Here is an 18784-nt window from a genome sequence, read left to right as displayed (position 1 = left end):
TTTGCTTTGATTAGTTGCTAGCTTAATAATCTGGCTAAGTTTGACGTATGAATACTTTTCTATTATGTCTTCAGAAAGGTTTCATTGATTTTTTGGGTTTTTAAAAATGCATGTAAATGAAGTGTGTGTTTGGCGGATAAAAATTGAAGGTGAATTAAGAGACAAAGAAGAAGGATTTTCGATTCAAGAAAAGAAACGTACTGGATACGAAATGGCAACCAGAAAATTTGTAATTTTGATACGGAATTTGACTTATCATGACATCTAAAGAAATACGGAAAAAATTTTTGGTTTTTTTTGAAGAACGCGGGCATCATATTGTACCGTCAGCTCCACTGGTGGTCAAGAATGATCCTACCCTGATGTTCACCAATGCAGGCATGAATCAGTTTAAAGATTATTTCTTAGGAAATATCAAATCTCCCTATCCACGCATTGCTAATACCCAGAAATGTTTGCGGGTAAGTGGAAAGCACAATGATTTGGAACAGGTGGGTCTCGATACCTATCATCATACCATGTTCGAAATGCTTGGTAACTGGTCTTTCGCCGATTATTTCAAGCAGGAAGCCATAGCATGGGCTTGGGAGCTATTGACAAAGGAATATGGCATACCACCTGACAGGCTTTATGTTACTTATTTTCAGGGAGATCGTGAAGAAAATCTTTTACCTGATGAAGAAACGAAAAAAATATGGGAAAACATTGTTGATCCTACTCGTGTCATTGCTGGAAATAAAAAAGATAATTTCTGGGAAATGGGTGAGACTGGTCCATGTGGTCCTTGCTCTGAAATACATGTTGATCTTCGATCGGAAGTTGAGCGTTCAAAATTACCTGGTCATTTCCTGGTTAATGCTGGCAGTCCGGAAGTTATAGAGCTTTGGAATCTTGTTTTTATTCAGTATCACCGAAATGCCTCCGGGCAACTTGAGATGCTACCAGATAGGCATGTAGATACGGGGATGGGGTTCGAACGTCTTGTCCGTATTTTGCAAAATAAAAATTCGAACTACGAAACCGACTTGTTCAGTTCTTTGATTGAGCGACTAGAAGAACTAACAGATTTAAAGTACGGCAAAGATGAGAAAGTTGATATAGCCATGCGCGTAATTGCCGATCATATCAGGGCTGTGTCTTTTGCTATTGCTGATGGACAGTTGCCGTCGAATGTCAAAGCTGGCTATGTCGTTAGACGTATTCTCCGCCGGGCTGTCCGTTATGGTTACTCTTTCTTAAATCTTAAAGAACCTTTTCTAACTTATCTTTACCCAGTATTATGTAGAATCATGGGTGAGCAATTTCCCGAATTGGAACAACAAAAATCTTTGGTAGTCAAGGCTATAGAAGAGGAAGAGGCTTCTTTTCTTCAAACTTTATCTCATGGCATCAAACGTTTTGAGATGTATGTTGAAAAAAATCCAACTAAGATCATTTCGGGTGAAACTGCTTTTGAATTATATGACACTTATGGTTTTCCACTCGACCTGACTCAACTTATGGCAAAAGAAAGGGATATGACTGTGGATGTAGAGGGCTTTCAGCAATTACTCGAACAGCAAAAACAACGGAGTAGGCAAGATGCCGAGGTTCATATGGGAGATTGGATCGAATTAAACCCTCCGAGTGAAATTGAATTTGTCGGATATGACGTCCTTGAAATTGAAACAAAAATTATAAAATATCGCAAGGTTACCCATAAAGGTAAAACTTTTTACCATCTTGTGATTGACCGAACTCCTTTTTATCCTGAGGGAGGTGGACAAGTAGGTGATGAGGGCTGGCTTATACAAGATCAACGAGTGATTCATGTAACGAACACCATCAAAGAAAATGAGTTGATCATTCACATTACCGACAATTTGCCCGAGTCGTTGGATGGTGTTTGGTTGGCAAAAGTGGATGTAGAAAGACGATGGGATACCATGCGTAACCATTCGGCCACTCACCTTTTGCATTGGGCTTTACGAAAATTGATCGGAACTCACGTCGAACAAAAAGGTTCACTGGTTCACCCCGATTATTTGAGGTTTGATTTTTTGCATTTTCAAAAATTATCACCCAGTGATATAATTCATATTGAAGAATTGATCAATGAACAAATTAGGAAAAATATTCCTCTGCAAGAATATAGAAAAATTCCATTTTCTCGTGCTATGGAAATGCAAGCCATTGCACTTTTTGGCGAGAAGTATAGCGATGAGGTAAGAGTTATTCAGTTCGATGAGAGCAAAGAATTATGTGGTGGGACCCATGTGCGTGCTACTGGTGAAATAGGCGTGTTTAAAATTGTGGAGGAATCAGCAATTGCCGCTGGTGTCAGGCGAATAGAAGCAGTTACTGGCAGAAAAGCTTTACAATATTTTCAGCAATTGCATAACAAATCGACCGAACTACGAGTTTTTCTCAAAGGAAAGGATCCTGTGCAGGTGATAGATGAATTAAAAGCTACCATTTTATCCATGGAAAAACAAATTCAACAATTTAAACAGAAGGAGCTTTCACATCAAGCAAAAATGTTACTTTCCAAAACTGTTCATAAAAATTCATATGTATACCTTATAGAAAAAATGGATTTGAATGGAAATGAACTTAAAGATTTGACTTACCAGTTCAAACGGGAGAATTTACCTTTAATGGCTTTGCTTTATTCTACTCAGGACCCTGAAAAAGTTCATGTTGTTCTATACGTGGATGAAACACTTGCTAAAAAATACAATATCAACGCTAGCAATTGGATTAAAGAAATTGTCCAACCAATTCAAGGAAAAGGAGGAGGCCAAACTACACTTGCAATGGCTGCTGGCTCCAAAAAGGAAAACCTCACTCTCATGATAGAAAAGGCAAAAACATTGTTTGAATCAGTTTCAAAATGAAAAACCTTGTCTACTTTGTTGTTGTTTTAATCAATGTCATACGGGCACAAACACCTACGCAAACTGCTAATGCCTATTATGATGCTGGTCTCGACAAGATGAAGAAAGGATGGCTTAAAGAAGCTATAGCTGATTTTACCAAATGCATCGAAATCAGCCCATATTATTATGAGGCATATACTCAACGAGGTAAATGCTATTTTGATCTTGGTAAAAAAAATGAAGCTCTACAAGATTACGAAACTTCATTGCAAAAACGTAAGGATTATTATCTGACATTTTTCTATCGTTCTCTTTATTATCGTGATGCTCAAAAAAAAGATTTAGCCTATCAGGATATTTCGAAATCCATCGAATTAGCTCCTCGATTTAAGGATGCTTATGGGACTCGTATTCAATGGTACATGGAAGATCAAAAATATGATGAAGCTTTGAGAGACATTACTAAAATACAAGAATTGGATGATCAGCTTTCGTGGGAAGTGATGAAAGGAAAGATCTTTTTTTTGCAGGGGAAAGATCAACAAGCTTTTGATCAGTTTTCCTTAATAATTGGAAAAAACCCTTCTATGGCAGATGCATGGTACCACCGTGGCATACTGTTCATGAAAAAAGAAGAGTGGCAGAATGCTTTTGACGATCTGAAGCAAGCTAAAAAACTTGGATTGAATGATAGTACTTTACACATACATTTATTTAACCTTTCTATGAAGCTTGAGCAGTATCAGGATGCTTTAAATTCAGCCAATTTTTTAATAGGTGTCAATAAAAAACATTCTCGATATTGGTTATGGCGAGGCTTGGCTTTTATGAAATTGCAACAACACGATTCAGCCATCGTTTCCTTCAATAAAGCCATCTCTTTGCAGCCATCTTATGAGGAAGCATATCTTCGAAGAGCTGAAAGTAAAGTGCTTAAAGGAAAGGAAACAGCAGCTATTGCTGACTACAACAAGGTTCTTCAGCTTAATCCGAAAAATGCTGAAGCTTACGAGAGTCGTGGCGTCTATTTTTTCGACAAAAAACAATACGACAAAGCTCTCGAAGACCTAAACAATGCCGTAAAGTACGGAGCAGGAGGTAGAGCCTACTTTTATAGGGGTGCTATCAAAGATATGCAGGGTGATTCAAAGGGAGCATGTCTTGATCTGAAAAAAGCTGTCGATTTAAAGTATCCTGGAGCAGACAAAGCGTATGAAAGAGCCTGTGGAATGAGTAAATAATTCGTCATGAACCTTAATGATTTGCCATCAAAAGTATTGCAGAAAGCTGTAGAGGATTTATCTCGCTTACCTGGTATAGGTTATCGAACAGCTCTTAGATTGGCTTTGCACATCTTACGACAAGATAAAGCTCTTGCTCGTTCCCTTGCTAAATCTATTCATGATTTAAGAGAAAATATACAGTATTGTAGAATTTGTCATAACATCAGTGATGAAGAAATATGTTCTATTTGTTCCAATCCCAATCGCCATAGGGATATCTTGTGTGTCGTGCAAGATGTTAGAGATGTAATAGCTATCGAACGAACTCAAGAATACAAAGGTTTGTATCATGTCCTCGGGGGTCTTATTTCTCCTCTCGATGGCATTACTCCCACCATGTTGCACTTATCCACTCTGTTTGAAAGGATACAAACTGGAGAAATCAGAGAAATTATTCTTGCTTTGCCAGCAACCATCGAAGGTGATAATACGAGTTTTTTTATTTATCAGCAATTAATGAATGTTCCCATTCAATTTACTACCATTTCAAGAGGAATTTCAGTTGGGGATGAATTGGATTACATGGATGAACTTACACTTGCTCAGAGCATTAAACAACGCATACCTTATCAGTTTCATGCTAAAACGCTCAATAAATGAACAGGCATTTTTTTTTACTTTTCATTTTCTTATGTTCTTGCGTTACGACTGTTTATGTTCCTTCGGTAAATCTGGCTGAAAATTATGATGAAAATTTTCAGTCACCTTTGATTGATTTAAGTAACTTCGAAACTAAAATAAATTCTGGAAAGGATTCTAACGTTACGGCTTTGAGGTTTGTTTTTCGTCATTCTTCTTTTTTAAGTAAAAATGAAAATAATCAGTATCAAATTCTGCTAAGGGTAAGGGTGTTGCTTTTTCGGTCAATGAAAAAAAGCGCTATTCTTGATTCATTTAGTTTTTCTCATAGTTTACCCATAAATTCTTCATCACCCGATACATTCATCATTATAAAATATAGACCAGCTTTTCTTTATCCTATTCATGCCTTAATTGAAATAACTGATTTACACAAAAACAAAACTTTTCAATATGTGTGGTTTTTTGAAAAGTTGTTATACGTAAACGAAAAAAATCATTTTCCCTTATGTTACAATCAACGGAGAATCGTTTCATTATACGATACGATCAAGTTTTATTTAGAAAAACAGCCTACTGATTTTAACATTACTCATTGTACATTTGCTGATTTTCCAGATCCACCATTTGCGGTATCTTCTCCAGTGTGGAGAGTTACATCGGAAACTTCTATTCAGATTAAAAAAGATAGCACGTATTTATATAGCTTTATTGCAGAGAAAGAAGGCTTGTATGTTTTAAGATCAGCTTCGGAAGATGGAATATATGCTTGGCTTGTAACCAAAAAAGACTTTCCTATGGTGAATACATACGAAGCAATGGCATATCCCATGCGATACATAACGACTCAGAAAGAATATGATGATTTGTTTCAGGGTGAAAATTTAGCAGAAAAAGTGGAAAAATTCTGGTTAAAATTGGGAGGTACGGAAGAAATGGCTCGCCAGCTCATTCGTCGTTTTTATCATCGAGTAGTCAGAGCCAATGAGCTTTTTACCAACCACGTGGAGGGATGGAAAACGGACAGAGGTATGATCTATGTGGTCATGGGGCCTCCAGGAAGTGTGTACAGAAATGATCAAAGTGAGATATGGGTCTACGGACAGGAAAACAATTGGATGTCTATGCAATTTAGGTTTATCAAAAGAGAAATCCTACCGAAACTCTACGAGTACGTGTTGGAAAGAAATTCTCAATACAGGGATATTTGGTATAATATGATAGAAATCTGGAGAAGATGAAAACAGAAAATTTAATTTATGGGTTTCATAGTGTTTTAGAAGCTTTGGAAAGTGACGCTCTCATAGATCAAATTTTTATTGCCCGTGGTCTTGAAAAAAAATTGATTCTCCGAAAAATTCTTGAACTTGCTAAAGAAAAAAAAGTAGTTGTTAAAGAAGTTCCCATTGAAAAATTATATTCTTTAACACAAAAGAATCATCAAGGAATCGTTGCAACACTTACGCAAATTACATACGCCTCGCTCGAGGAATTGGTTATACGTACTTACGAAAAAGGAGAAAACCATTTATTTGTTATTTTGGATAAAATAACAGATGTTAGAAATTTTGGTGCCATTGCACGAAGTTGTGAAGCCACAGGTGTAACAGGAATTATCATACCTGAGAGAAACAGTGTATCTGTTACTTCGGATGCGATTCAGGCCAGTGCCGGTGCTTTGTTGCATGTTCCAGTTGCACGTAGTTCAAATCTTATATCAGCGGTAAAGTATTTGCAAAAAAGTGGCATAAAAGTGTATGCCACAACTGATAAGGCTAATAAGACTTATTATCGGGAAAACTTTACTTTACCTGTGGCATTTATCTTCGGCAATGAGGAAAGAGGAATTTCTCCAGAGTTGATGAAAATTTCAGACGACTGGATTAGCATTCCAATGCTTGGGCACGTAGAATCGCTTAATGTTTCGGTTAGTGCTGGTATTATCCTATATGAGGTTATTCGTCAGAGAGTTACGGAAGAATAATGTTTGATGTTGTTTTAAAAAAGTATAATTTTGCACATGCAAGTGCCCAGGTGGTGAAATTGGTAGACACGCTACTTTGAGGGGGTAGTGCCCGCAAGGGCGTGCAAGTTCGAGTCTTGTCCTGGGCACTTTTTTTATGCCCGGATGGCGGAATTGGTAGACGCGCTAGTTTCAGGGACTAGTATCCGTGAGGATGTGCAGGTTCGAGTCCTGTTCCGGGCACTTGAATTACTTTTGATTTGCCGAATTTAAGGACATTTTGTATTGATTTTCTTATTCACAAAAATTTTAATAGAGGTTTTTTTAAATCAAATTGATGTAAAATATTTTCATATTGCAAGAAATCATATGTGCTATCATTTATGATTAGTGAGCAATTTATCTGTATCTTTCTAGGATAATCTCAAATCATAAAAAGTGTTACTCTATAGGGTTTTTTATTGGCGACATTTGCATGGAAATAAGATTATTGTGCGTTTTTAATCCTTAATCACTTGTAATACTCGTAATGAGAAAACGATTACTTTTGTTGCATGAATAAAAAAAGCTATAATGGAAAAACAAAAAAAACAGTTAAAGTTTCTTGATCGCTACTTGACTTTATGGATTTTTCTTGCGATGGCAGTTGGTGTACTCAGTGGTTATTTTTTCCCGTCTATAGCTCAGTTTTGGAATTCTTTAAAATCTACTCCAGAAAGCACAACCAATATCCCGATAGCAATCGGACTTATACTTATGATGTATCCACCATTAGCTAAAGTCAAGTACGAAGAGTTAAAAGACGTTTTTAAAAATTGGAGGGTTTTGTTGCTTTCTTTGGTACTTAACTGGGGAATCGGTCCACTCCTTATGTTCGTCCTTGCAATACTAATGTTTGTTGCATTTCCAGGCCCGGGCAACAGCAATTTGTCTTATATGTATGGCATTATCATGATTGGGCTTGCTCGCTGCATTGCTATGGTAATTGTTTGGAACGAGCTTGCTGAAGGTGACACTGAGTATGCAGCAGGATTGGTTGCTTTCAATTCCATCTTTCAGGTTATTTTCTTTTCTATTTATGCTTGGTTTTTCATAGCAGTCCTTCCAGGGTGGTTTGGACTTCCTACCAATGACGCAGTGAAGACTATCACTATCGGACAAATTGCCGAAAGTGTATTCATATACCTGGGTATTCCTTTTATAGCGGGTTTCCTCACGCGTTTCATACTGATTAGGATTAAAAACAAAGAATGGTATCATCAAAAATTTATTCCTACAATTAGTCCTATAACATTGATTGCCTTATTGTTTACCATCATTGTGATGTTTTCACTCAAAGGTGAATACATCATCAAAATTCCCTTGGATGTGATATTGGTTGCTGTTCCACTGCTGATCTATTTTGTGACCATGTTCGTTACTTCTTTTTTGATCAGCAGAAAAATAGGAGCCACATATGGCCAATCGGTCACGCTTTCTTTTACTGCTGCCAGCAATAATTTCGAGCTTGCAATAGCTGTTGCTATTGCTATTTTTGGGATGAACTCAGGTGAGGCATTCGCTGCCGTTATTGGACCTCTGGTTGAGGTACCTGTGATGATCGGATTAGTCAATGTTGCATTTTGGTTTAAAAAGAAATATTTTCCTGTTCAAACATGATAAATTTTTACTGGTAAATCTGTTGAACTAATCTTACACGTTTCGAATAAATGCTTTATGTGACCAAAGTAAAATGGACGTAAGGAACAAGCCTTACATAGGAGTTGCGTAATTATGGATTTTCTTTCAAAGTAGTTAAGTATTTTAAGTATTGAAGTAACTTAAATATATATTATTGAATCTTAAAAAAAGAGAAGTGTGTTCAATTAGCCGAAAATTCAGTCCTGTTTAAATGATTATTTTTTTCTTGCATTATATCCCAAATTTGTTAAGTAATCGATTACTTTATCTGCTATTTTGCCTTGTAGGATTAGGTGACCGTTCTTCGTAGTTCCACCGACCGCGAGATATTGTTTGATTTGGTGAGCAAATTCTTCTATTAAATGGTCGGAACAAGAGAAACCTTCAATGATGGTGACAAATTTTCCATTACTCCTTTTTTCTTCCCTAATTACGAATTGATCCAAGGTCAACCGATGAGCTTCCTCACGTTTTTTTTCAATCAAATAGTTTTTTTCTTCTTCAGATAGAATATTAAAAAGCTCCGAAAAATCATTAAACGTATTTTTTTTCATGATTTTAATAATTTAAGGTATACTGATACGAAGAGATTGAGGTTGAACATATATTTTTAACGAACGACTTCGAAGTGGAAAAGGATCACCGTCGACATGTAAATAATCCTTCTGATGTAATTGAATGATTACATCACGAACACGATAGACTTTAACAAACGAAGTTTTATGTAAGATCTTCATAAAAAGCAAAGGCCAAAGAAATATAGCTAACCATATAGGAACTTTTTTCATAACAATGAGATCGATCATTCCATCAGATAAACTTGCGTCAGGCGCTAGAGAAATTGAATTTCCGTATTGGTTGGAATTAGCGAAAGTTATCATTAAAGCTTTTGTAATGATGGTGTTCCCATCTATAGTTATGGTATAAATTTTAGGCTTATAAAAAGGATAAGCAAGCATGACATGTTTAACATAGCTAAGGAATCCCCTGCGATGTGAATAAGAAAATCGTCTGGCAATATAAGCATCAAAGCCAATACCTGCGACACTGAAAAAGGGTACGTCGTTGATCCATCCAATATCTATTGATGTAGTTTGAGAGCGTAATGCGATCATCAGGGCATTTTCTGGTTCACTGGGAATTTTTAGATGATTAGCTAGTCCATTACCGCTTCCAGCAGCAACCAGCGATAATGTTGTTTCGGGATAGTGAATGAGAACGGAAGCAACTTCGTGAAGAGTACCATTCCCTCCAACGACGATAAAATGTTTGTAACCTTTATCAATGGCATCACGAGTTATTTCGCGTGCATGACCTGTATAGCCAGAAAATTTGACAGGAATTCGTAAATTTTGTTTTTCAAGAAAGTCAATGAGTTTATTAATAAGCAAGGATGTTTGTTTTTTTCTGCCAGCCATAGGGTTGATAATAATAATTCGGCGATAGGTGCTTATTTCCTCCATAGTAAATTTTTCTTGGTTCGATGTACGTATTGTTGGTAAAATGCTTTGAAGATGTTAATAGATTCATTTTGGTTTAGATTTTGGCTTTGAATCGGGAATTTTAAACAGCGTGGATAAGTATGAATACTCGTTTTACCATCTGGGTGAAGTATAATGTAAGTCGTATCGGGAAAAACTGCAACTACATTGGGGAACACGTACATCACAGCAAATCTTGCATCTAAATTACTAAAAAAACTGTTGCCAAAACAACAGACAGTATCTTGTAAATCTAGGTAGTCAATGATAGAGGGAAAAATATCAATTTGCTGAGTTAACGTTGGGGAAACTCCTCTAATTGAGTCATTGGAGGGATCGTAAAAGATGATGGGGAGAGCTTGATTAAAAGGAAAATGCTGAAAACAACCAGAAGGCATTTGGGCTGTGTGATCAGCTGTAATGATAAAAATAGTGTTCCGGAACCATGTTTGTTGAGAGGCTTCTTTAAAAAATTGTTTCAAACTGTAATCCGCATAACGAATAGTTGATAAAATAGGTAGTTCATCGTTCGGATGGTAAAAATTTTTCTTGTCTTGAGGGAGTCTATATGGATGATGAGATGATAAGGTAAAGATGAAGGCAAAGAAAGGCCGTGGTAAATTATTTATTTTTTGAATAGTAAAATGAAGAAATGGTTCATCATATATTCCCCAATAACCGTCATAGTCGCTTTGATTACCATGATAGTCATTGAAGCTAAAGTATTGATCAAATTCAATGCTTTGAGTATACTTATCCAGCATCATGGTGCCTTTTCTTCCGCCATGAAAAAAAACACAATGATAATTATTTGAGTGAAGCACCTTCGATAAACTTGGCAGAGTATTACATGCATAAGCAGAAACCAATAAAGGAGTATGTGTTAAAGCTGGATATCCACTCAGTATGGCAGGGATACCTTCGATACTTCGCTTGCAGTTAGCAAAAGCATATGGAAATACTAAAGAGACCTGACACAATGAATCTAAAAAAGGTGTGTAAGTGATTCCATCTTGCCTGATAAAACCCATATAAGCTGAAGAAAGACTTTCTACTGCAATGATGATAACATTTTTTTGTATAGCTGGCGTATTTTGAGAAATTCGAAAGCCTGATTTACAATATGGATATAATTGCTCAGCGAATGCATCATCAAAGAAAAACACAGAATATAAATCGGTTTTGCCCATAGTTTTTATGATAGTAAAGGTAGAATTAAGAACGATATGACTATATTCTGCACCCGTAAAAGTTGAAGCAGAAAGGATGCTCAAAGGCTTATAACCAACTGATCCTCGGGCACCGATAATAAGAAAAAAATGAAGAAAAAGAACAAATCCTAGCTGAAAAACGTATGGTCGCGAAATGACTGCGAAAGCATTTCTTAATCGAATAAACAAGTAAATCCCAATAGCTAGAAGTGCAATAAAAAGCAAAACAAGCCACCAATAATCAAGTAAAAATCTGGGAAAAAGTTTGATAAATTCCGATTTAACAGTCCCCACAAAGTCAAGTATCTCAAAAGTAAGACGTTTCAAATTGTAGGAATAATAAGCTACATCTACTAATGATGGAGCCATCATACAAAAAAACGCTAAGATAAAAAAGAAAGTTGTTAAGAACTTAAGGATTCTTTTTTGCATCCATACAGGTGGTAAAAACCAAAAAAAAGAAATGAATGGGAAAAAAGTGCATATAGCCGAAAGATCAAATAGAGTTCCATAAAGTAAGATACATAATCCATCAGAGAATGATATAGGAGGGAAAAACGAATGATTGCATACTAAAAATAACATTCTAATAATGGACAAACTTACAAGTAGGGTTGAAAAGAATAAAAAAAGGAACAGAAGAAATTTTTTCATAAGCTGATCATTTTAGATTGAATAAATAAAATAAAAAAGGCTGTCACATGACAGCCTTTTTGTAAAAAACTTAAACAAATTATTGCTTTGTATAAGTAGCAGCTACAACATCGGTTCCTGCAGATCCATAATTAATTGAGTAGTTAATAGTTTTTATTTTGCATTGTCCTGCAGATGGACCAGTTACTTCGTACGAAGAAGAAGTAGTAGATATGGTAGCTTGTGTTGGTGTTCCATCATCATCCCAGTCATAAGTAACAGTTTGATTAAGAGAAATGTTATCTCCACTTACAATACCATTTACGTTTAAATTAGCAAATCCACTGAAATTGCTAAAAATAAGTTTATTATAATCAACACTCGATGCTTGAACATTTTCAGTCCACTGATAGTTGCCTTGACCAGGACCTGTAATACTTCCGTTTACTTGATAAGTTCCGGCAAGACGATCTGCCTTTACGTATACTTTTCGTGTAGCAGTAGCTGTATTACCTGCTTCGTCACTTACGGTATAAGTAATGGTGTATTCACCAACTTTGTTGGTATTGACTGTACCTGTGGTAGTTATTTGAGATGTTAAATTGCCATCATTATCATCTTCGGCTGTTGCTCCTGGATCCTGCCAAGTATCACCAAGATTTAAAAAAACCTCGGATTCTCCTGTTAATGTAATAACTGGGGGTACAGTGTCATCTTTACATGAAGATGCTAGAATCATTAAACCGGCTACAAGAATTGCCGATAATTTCAACATTTTCTTTTTCATATTCTTTTTTTTTGGTTATGCAAAAATACTATAAATTTTATCGTGAACAAAAAAAATTTTTAAAAATGATACAACTTTTAAAAAAAATTTTACTTTTGCATATCAAAACCTCAAAAGTATGAGAAATATTTTGGCAGTTTTAGCTCTTGCTGGCATTTTTGCCATGGTAGCATGCAAAGGCAAAAAAGACGATGAAAAAGCAAAGCAGGACAGCATTCGCAAAGCTGATTCCATTGCTAAAGTGAAAGAAGACAGCATTAAAAAAGCTGAAGAACTTGAAAAAGCTCGTCAAGATTCGATTGCTAAAGCAAAGGAAGACAGCATTAAGAATGCTGAAAAGAACAAGCCTGTTACTAAACCCACAACTCAACAGAAACCTCAACAAACACCACAACAAACTACACCTCCTACTACCAACACTCAAAAACCAGCTCGTGGTGGTGCTGTAAAGCAGTAACATGGCAAAATGCTAAAGAAACTAAACCGCCCTTCGGGGCGGTTTTTTTATGAAAATTCGATTACATAAGCAGAAAAAATATATAGCTTTGCAAAAAAAATATGAGTTACTTTTTTACTTCAGAATCAGTTTCCGAGGGACATCCTGATAAAGTTGCCGATCAAATATCCGATGCTTTGCTGGATGAGTTTCTTAGACAAGATCCAAACTCAAAAGTGGCGTGTGAGACATTAGTTACAACGGGGCTTGTAGTGCTTGCTGGAGAGGTTAGAACCGAAGCATGGGTAGATCACATGGAAGTTGTAAGAGAGGTTATTAAAAAAATAGGATACACTAAACCTGAATACAGATTTGACTATAATTCATGTGGAATTATATCATCTATTCATGAACAGTCTGAAGACATACGCAGGGGAGTCGAAAAGCAGGATCCTTACGAGCAAGGTGCTGGGGATCAAGGGATGATGTTTGGTTACGCATGTCGAGAAATGGATAATTACATGCCAATCAGTATTGAGATTGCCCACTTGCTTGTGCAGAGATTGGCAGATATTAGACGTGAAGGTCATGTGATGACTTACTTAAGACCCGATGCAAAATCTCAAGTAACACTTGAGTATGCTGATGATGGAACTCCTTTAAAAATTGACACTATTGTAGTATCTACCCAGCATGATGAATTTGGTTCCGAAGAAACCATGCAAAAGGTTATTATAGAAGACATAAAAAAACACCTTATTCCTCGAGTTTTCGAATCGAGTGATGTGCCTTTAAGGGTTAGGAATCTTTTAAAGAATGATTTCAAATTGTTTGTTAATCCCACTGGTAAATTTGTTATAGGTGGACCTCATGGTGATACAGGTTTAACTGGGAGAAAAATTATTGTTGACACTTATGGCGGACATGGAGCTCATGGTGGAGGTGCTTTTAGTGGCAAAGACCCCTCTAAAGTAGATCGTTCTGGAGCTTATGCCATGCGTTATATTGCAAAAAATGCTGTGGCTGCAGGACTGGCAGATAAGATTCTTGTGCAGATTGCTTATGCCATTGGTGTATCCAAACCTGTTGGATTTTATGTAAATACTTACGGAACAGCTAAAGTAAAAATGAGCGATCAAGAGATTGCTAATAAACTGCTAAATATCATGGATTTAAGACCATATGCCATCATCAAGAAATTCAATTTACAGAATCCTATTTATTTACCTACAGCTGCTTATGGGCATTTTGGTCGTGAACCTTTTAGAAAAAAAGTTGAAGTTTCTCCTTTACATAGTGATGCTCAGAGAGAAGTGATTGATGGCAAGGAACGTTACTATAAAGAAGTATGGTTTTTCCCGTGGGAAAAAGAAGATTTAGTACCAGCGATTCGTGAAGAATTTAAACTTTGACGAAGGGTTCCATTTTAAAAAGGATTACATTTGCAAAAAAAAATCATATGAGACAAAAAAGATTTATTACATGTGACGGCAATTATGCTGCTTCATATGTATCGTATATGTTCAGCGAAGTGGCTGCCATATATCCTATTACACCTTCCAGCAACATGGCAGAAAATGTGGATGAATGGGCTGCAGAAGGAAAGAAAAATATTTTTGGTAATATTGTGAAAGTAGTTGAAATGCAAAGCGAAGCAGGGGCAGCTGGAGCTGTGCATGGAAGTTTGCAAAGCGGTGTGCTGACAACTACTTATACAGCTTCTCAAGGGCTGCTACTTATGATTCCAAACATGTACAAAATTGCTGGTGAGCTATTACCTGGTGTTTTTCATGTTTCTGCTCGTGCTGTTGCGGCTCAAGCTCTTTCTATTTTTGGTGATCATAGCGACGTGATGACTTGTCGAATGACCGGTTTTGCTATGCTTGCAACCGGAAGTGTTCAGGAAATTATGGATATAGGTCCTGTAGCTCACCTTGCAGCCATTAAATCGAGAGTGCCTTTTCTTCATTTTTTTGATGGTTTCCGTACTTCTCATGAAATACAAAAAGTTGAATATTTTGTAGAAGATGATTTAAGAAATTTGATCGATTGGAATGCCCTTGAAGCATTCAGAAATAGGGCTCTTAATTCGGAACATCCTGTAACACGCGGAACAGCTCAGAATCCAGATATTTATTTTCAGACTCGTGAAGTAGCCAATCCATTTTATGAACGCGTACCTGACATTGTGGAAGAGTATATGCAGGAAATTACAAAATTAACTGGTAGGGAATATCATCCTTTTACTTATTATGGAGCTCCAGATGCTGAATACGTCATTGTAGCCATGGGATCTGTTAATGATACTATTCGTGCTACAGTAGATTATTTAATCAGTAAGGGTGAAAAAGTGGGTTCAATAGCAGTTCATCTATATAGACCTTTTAGCAAAAAGTATTTCTTACGTGTGATGCCATCTACAGTAAAGAGAATTGCAGTTCTTGACCGTACCAAGGAGCATGGTTCAGAGGGTGAACCTCTTTACTTGGATGTGAAAAGTGTTTTTTATGGAATACAAAATGCTCCCCTTATCGTAGGAGGTAGATATGGATTAAGTTCCAAGGATACTACTCCTTCCCAGATTATATCGGTGTTTTTAAATCTCAAGCAATCCGAACCAAAAAATAGATTCACTATAGGCATCATAGATGACGTGACATTCACTTCTCTTCCCCAATTAGAGGAAATTGATATTTGCGATAAGTCTGTATATCAAGCAAAATTTTATGGTATTGGGTCAGATGGAACGGTGGGTGCCAACAAGAATTCTATCAAGATCATAGGAGATAATACAGATAAATATTGTCAAGCTTATTTTGCTTATGATTCTAAGAAATCTGGTGGTTTTACTGTCTCACACTTGCGCTTTGGTGACAAGCCAATCCGAGCTCCCTATCTAGTATCCACCCCTGATTTTGTAGCATGTCACGTGCCGTCCTATCTGGGTAAATACAACATGCTTAAAGGAATTAAAGAAGGAGGTACGTTTTTATTAAATACCATATGGAGTATCGAGGAAACAATTCGTCGTCTACCTAATTCAGTTAAAAAGACATTAGCAAAGAACAAAATAAAATTTTACGTTATTAATGCTACGGCTATTGCTGAAGAATTAGGACTTGGAAATCGGATCAACACTATCATGCAATCAGCTTTCTTTAAAGTCACTAATATTATTCCTTATGAATTAGCTGTGGCAGAAATGAAGGAAGCTGTTGAAAAAACATACGGTAAAAAAGGAGATGAAATTCTTCAGATGAACTTTGCTGCCATTGATCGTGGAGGAGAAGTAATCGAAGTCCCAGTACAGCCTGAATGGATTCATCTTCCAGATGATCCTATCTTTGAAGACCCAGCAAAACCTGATTTTGTTTTAAAAATTGCTGATGTAATGAATCGGCAGGAAGGAGATAGTTTGCCAGTCTCTGCTTTTGTTGGACGTGAAGACGGAACTTTCCCACCTGGCACCACTAAATATGAGAAACGCGGTATAGCTGTTTTTGTACCAAAATGGATACATGAAAACTGTATTCAATGTAATCAATGTGCATATGTTTGCCCTCATGCTGCTATTAGACCTTTTTTATTGACAGAAGAAGAAGTTGCCAATTTACCATTTAAACTACAAACTATCCAAGGTTTAGGTGCTCTGAAGCAATATCAGTATCGAATTCAGGTTAGCGTCTTGGATTGCACAGGATGTGGCGTTTGCATCAACACCTGTCCAGCTAAGGAAAAAGCTCTTGTTTTCAGCCCGTTGGATGAACAAATACATGAGGCAGATCATTTCAAGTATCTGGACGAAAAAATTGGGTACAAGGATTATGTGGTAGATAAGTTTAAAACAGTTCGAAATAGTCAGTTTGCTCAACCCTTGTTTGAATTTTCCGGTGCTTGTGCAGGATGTGGAGAAACTCCATATATTAAACTAATTACACAATTGTACGGTGAACGTATGATAGTAGCCAACGCAACAGGTTGTTCCTCTATTTATGGTGGATCTGCACCTTCCACTCCTTATACGTTTAACTACAAGAGTAGGAAAGGGGTTGCTTGGGCAAACAGTTTGTTTGAAGATAATGCTGAATATGGTTTTGGAATTGCATTGGGTTATAGAAAGATGAGAGAAAATCTGGCAAAACGTATGACTGAAGCTTTGCCTTCGCTGGATGAGGAGTTTAGAGAAGCTTGTCAAAACTGGTTAAACACCTTCCATCAAGGTGAATTATCAGTACCTGCTTCGCAAAAATTACTGGAAGTTGCCCGAAAGCGGGACGGGAAAATAGCGGAGGAGATCATTGCGTTTGAAGACTATTTGATTAAAAAATCTGTCTGGATTATAGGTGGTGATGGTTGGGCATATGACATAGGTTATGGTGGATTAGATCATGTGATTGCTAGTGGAGAAGATGTGAATATACTGGTGTTGGATACGGAAGTATATTCTAATACAGGTGGTCAATCATCCAAAGCTTCACCTCTTGCAGCAGTAGCAAAGTTTGCTGCAGCTGGTAAAAGAATGATTAAAAAAGATCTTGGCTTGATGGCAATGACATATGGTTATGTTTACGTTGCCCAGGTTGCTATGGGGGCTGACCAAAATCAGTTTTTTAAAGCAGTTCAAGAAGCAGAACAATACCCGGGTCCTTCTCTGATTATTGCTTATTCAACTTGTATTAATCATGGGTTGCGATATGGAATGAGTAAAGCTCAGGAGCAACAAAAATTAGCTGTTGAGGCAGGCTATTGGTTTTTATATAGATATAATCCACTCCTGGAAAAAGAAGGTAAAAACCCTTTTCAATTAGATAGCAAAGAACCAGACTGGTCGAAATTTCAATCATTTTTACAAAGCGAAGTAAGATTCACTGCTTTGGCAAAAACTTTTCCTAAGGAAGCATCAGAATTGTTTATTGCAGCAGAAGAAGCTGCTAGAAAGAAATACCAAAAATTACGTCGTTTAGCAGAAGCATATTGATATGAATAAGTGGTTTTTTTTAATAGTAATAGCTTCTTTAGTGCTCTCATGTAGAGTGAAGGTAATCAAAGAAACTCAAGTTGTACGCGACACCATCTACATAACACGATATAAACCTGTCATAGGTGTTAATGATGCATTACTCATGAGTGTTCTTTGGTTTCAAACGTCTGGTGAATATAAAGCCCTTTGTTATCAGGCTTATAATGTTGCACGATGGGCGCTTGACGAGGCTATCAAAAAAAATCCTGGCAAAACAAATCTTGCGGTTGTATTCGACATTGATGAAACGTTATTAGATAACAGTCCTTATGAAGCTAAGACTATCCTCGAAGGAATCAAATATCCAGAAGGATGGAGAGATTGGGTTTTACAGGCAAAGGCTGCAGCGATTCCAGGTGCTGTGGCTTTTGCAAATTATGCTCGCGAAAGGGGCGTTCATGTATTTTACATTTCCAACCGAGCAGAAGAGGAAAGAGAAGCAACAAAACAAAATTTGTTAGCTCAAGGTTTTCCATTTCAGGGTGAAGATCACCTATTGTTAAAAAAGACAACTTCGAGCAAAGAAGATAGGAGAAAACAAGTAGCAGCTTCTTATGAGATTGTTTTGCTCATAGGTGATAATCTTATTGATTTTAGTGGTTTGTACGATAAAAAGTCCTGTGAAGAGCGAAATCAGCAAGTAGTTATTGATCAAAATTTGTTTGGTACTAAGTTTATTGTGTTGCCTAACCCTATGTATGGTGATTGGGAGGGTTGCTTGTATAACTATAATTATAATCTGAAACCTGCAGAGATAGATTCTGTAAGAAAATCAAAATTAATTTCTTACTAGTTTTCTAAATATTAACTTGCTTTTTGAACATAGCCTAACAATTATTAGTGTTAACAACAA

Annotated in this window: 15 protein-coding genes and 2 tRNA genes; 13 read left to right on the top strand and 4 right to left on the bottom strand. The window is 36.7% G+C overall.

Annotation, left to right across the window (positions count from 1 at the left end):
* The first annotated feature begins 106 nt into the window (after positions 1–106).
* The 9 genes from N2Z72_04930 (at position 107) to arsB (ending at position 8342) form a co-directional block, all read left to right on the top strand.
* Positions 107–268, top strand: coding sequence for a hypothetical protein (locus N2Z72_04930; GenBank protein MCX7697022.1), 162 nt, complete (start codon positions 107–109; stop codon positions 266–268).
* Positions 258–2876 carry an alanine--tRNA ligase gene (alaS, locus tag N2Z72_04925; GenBank protein ID MCX7697021.1) on the top strand — a complete coding sequence of 873 codons (2619 nt, stop codon included), beginning with the start codon at positions 258–260 and terminating at the stop codon, positions 2874–2876. Before N2Z72_04930 ends, alaS begins: the two co-directional genes overlap by 11 nt.
* Positions 2873–4099, top strand: coding sequence for a tetratricopeptide repeat protein (locus N2Z72_04920; protein MCX7697020.1), 1227 nt, complete (start codon positions 2873–2875; stop codon positions 4097–4099). The genes alaS and N2Z72_04920 overlap by 4 nt, the downstream gene beginning before the upstream one ends.
* A gap of 6 nt (positions 4100–4105) precedes the next feature.
* A complete protein-coding gene (gene recR, locus N2Z72_04915) occupies positions 4106–4741 on the top strand; it encodes a recombination mediator RecR (GenBank protein ID MCX7697019.1) in 636 nt (211 codons plus the stop codon).
* On the top strand, positions 4738–5961 hold the full coding sequence (locus N2Z72_04910; protein ID MCX7697018.1) for a GWxTD domain-containing protein: 1224 nt from the start codon (positions 4738–4740) through the stop codon (positions 5959–5961). The genes recR and N2Z72_04910 overlap by 4 nt, the downstream gene beginning before the upstream one ends.
* Positions 5958–6704 (top strand): 23S rRNA (guanosine(2251)-2'-O)-methyltransferase RlmB, encoded by a 747-nt coding sequence (rlmB, locus tag N2Z72_04905; protein ID MCX7697017.1) that lies wholly within the window; start codon positions 5958–5960, stop codon positions 6702–6704. Before N2Z72_04910 ends, rlmB begins: the two co-directional genes overlap by 4 nt.
* A gap of 44 nt (positions 6705–6748) precedes the next feature.
* A tRNA-Leu gene (locus tag N2Z72_04900) sits at positions 6749–6832 on the top strand.
* 10 nt (positions 6833–6842) lie between these two features.
* Positions 6843–6926, top strand: a tRNA-Leu gene (locus N2Z72_04895).
* A gap of 330 nt (positions 6927–7256) precedes the next feature.
* Complete coding sequence (gene arsB, locus N2Z72_04890; protein MCX7697016.1) at positions 7257–8342, top strand: ACR3 family arsenite efflux transporter; 1086 nt, start codon at positions 7257–7259, stop codon at positions 8340–8342.
* Positions 8343–8578: 236 nt separating this feature from the next.
* Here arsB and N2Z72_04885 read toward each other — a convergent pair whose 3' ends face one another.
* From N2Z72_04885 to N2Z72_04870, 4 genes are all read right to left on the bottom strand, one after another.
* Positions 8579–8917: a translation initiation factor gene (locus N2Z72_04885; GenBank protein MCX7697015.1), complete on the bottom strand. Its 339-nt coding sequence runs from the start codon at positions 8915–8917 to the stop codon at positions 8579–8581.
* A 12-nt stretch (positions 8918–8929) separates the two neighbouring features.
* Positions 8930–9826 (bottom strand): diacylglycerol kinase family lipid kinase, encoded by an 897-nt coding sequence (locus N2Z72_04880; GenBank protein ID MCX7697014.1) that lies wholly within the window; start codon positions 9824–9826, stop codon positions 8930–8932.
* Complete coding sequence (locus N2Z72_04875; GenBank protein MCX7697013.1) at positions 9814–11427, bottom strand: sulfatase-like hydrolase/transferase; 1614 nt, start codon at positions 11425–11427, stop codon at positions 9814–9816. Before N2Z72_04875 ends, N2Z72_04880 begins: the two co-directional genes overlap by 13 nt.
* Positions 11428–11788: 361 nt before the next feature.
* Positions 11789–12475 (bottom strand): DUF5011 domain-containing protein, encoded by a 687-nt coding sequence (locus N2Z72_04870; GenBank protein ID MCX7697012.1) that lies wholly within the window; start codon positions 12473–12475, stop codon positions 11789–11791.
* A 118-nt stretch (positions 12476–12593) separates the two neighbouring features.
* Here N2Z72_04870 and N2Z72_04865 point away from each other — a divergent pair, with 118 nt between their 5' ends.
* From N2Z72_04865 to N2Z72_04850, 4 genes are all read left to right on the top strand, one after another.
* On the top strand, positions 12594–12932 hold the full coding sequence (locus N2Z72_04865; protein MCX7697011.1) for a hypothetical protein: 339 nt from the start codon (positions 12594–12596) through the stop codon (positions 12930–12932).
* A 101-nt stretch (positions 12933–13033) separates the two neighbouring features.
* Positions 13034–14323: a methionine adenosyltransferase gene (gene metK / locus N2Z72_04860; protein MCX7697010.1), complete on the top strand. Its 1290-nt coding sequence runs from the start codon at positions 13034–13036 to the stop codon at positions 14321–14323.
* 47 nt (positions 14324–14370) lie between these two features.
* Complete coding sequence (gene nifJ, locus N2Z72_04855; GenBank protein MCX7697009.1) at positions 14371–17889, top strand: pyruvate:ferredoxin (flavodoxin) oxidoreductase; 3519 nt, start codon at positions 14371–14373, stop codon at positions 17887–17889.
* A gap of 1 nt (position 17890) precedes the next feature.
* Positions 17891–18724: a 5'-nucleotidase, lipoprotein e(P4) family gene (locus N2Z72_04850; GenBank protein ID MCX7697008.1), complete on the top strand. Its 834-nt coding sequence runs from the start codon at positions 17891–17893 to the stop codon at positions 18722–18724.
* Positions 18725–18784 lie beyond the last annotated feature (60 nt).

It is taken from the genome of Bacteroidales bacterium (assembly GCA_026418905.1).
Taxonomy (GTDB): Bacteria; Bacteroidota; Bacteroidia; order Bacteroidales; family DTU049; genus JAOAAK01.
This window is presented reverse-complemented; position numbering and strand designations above follow the sequence as displayed.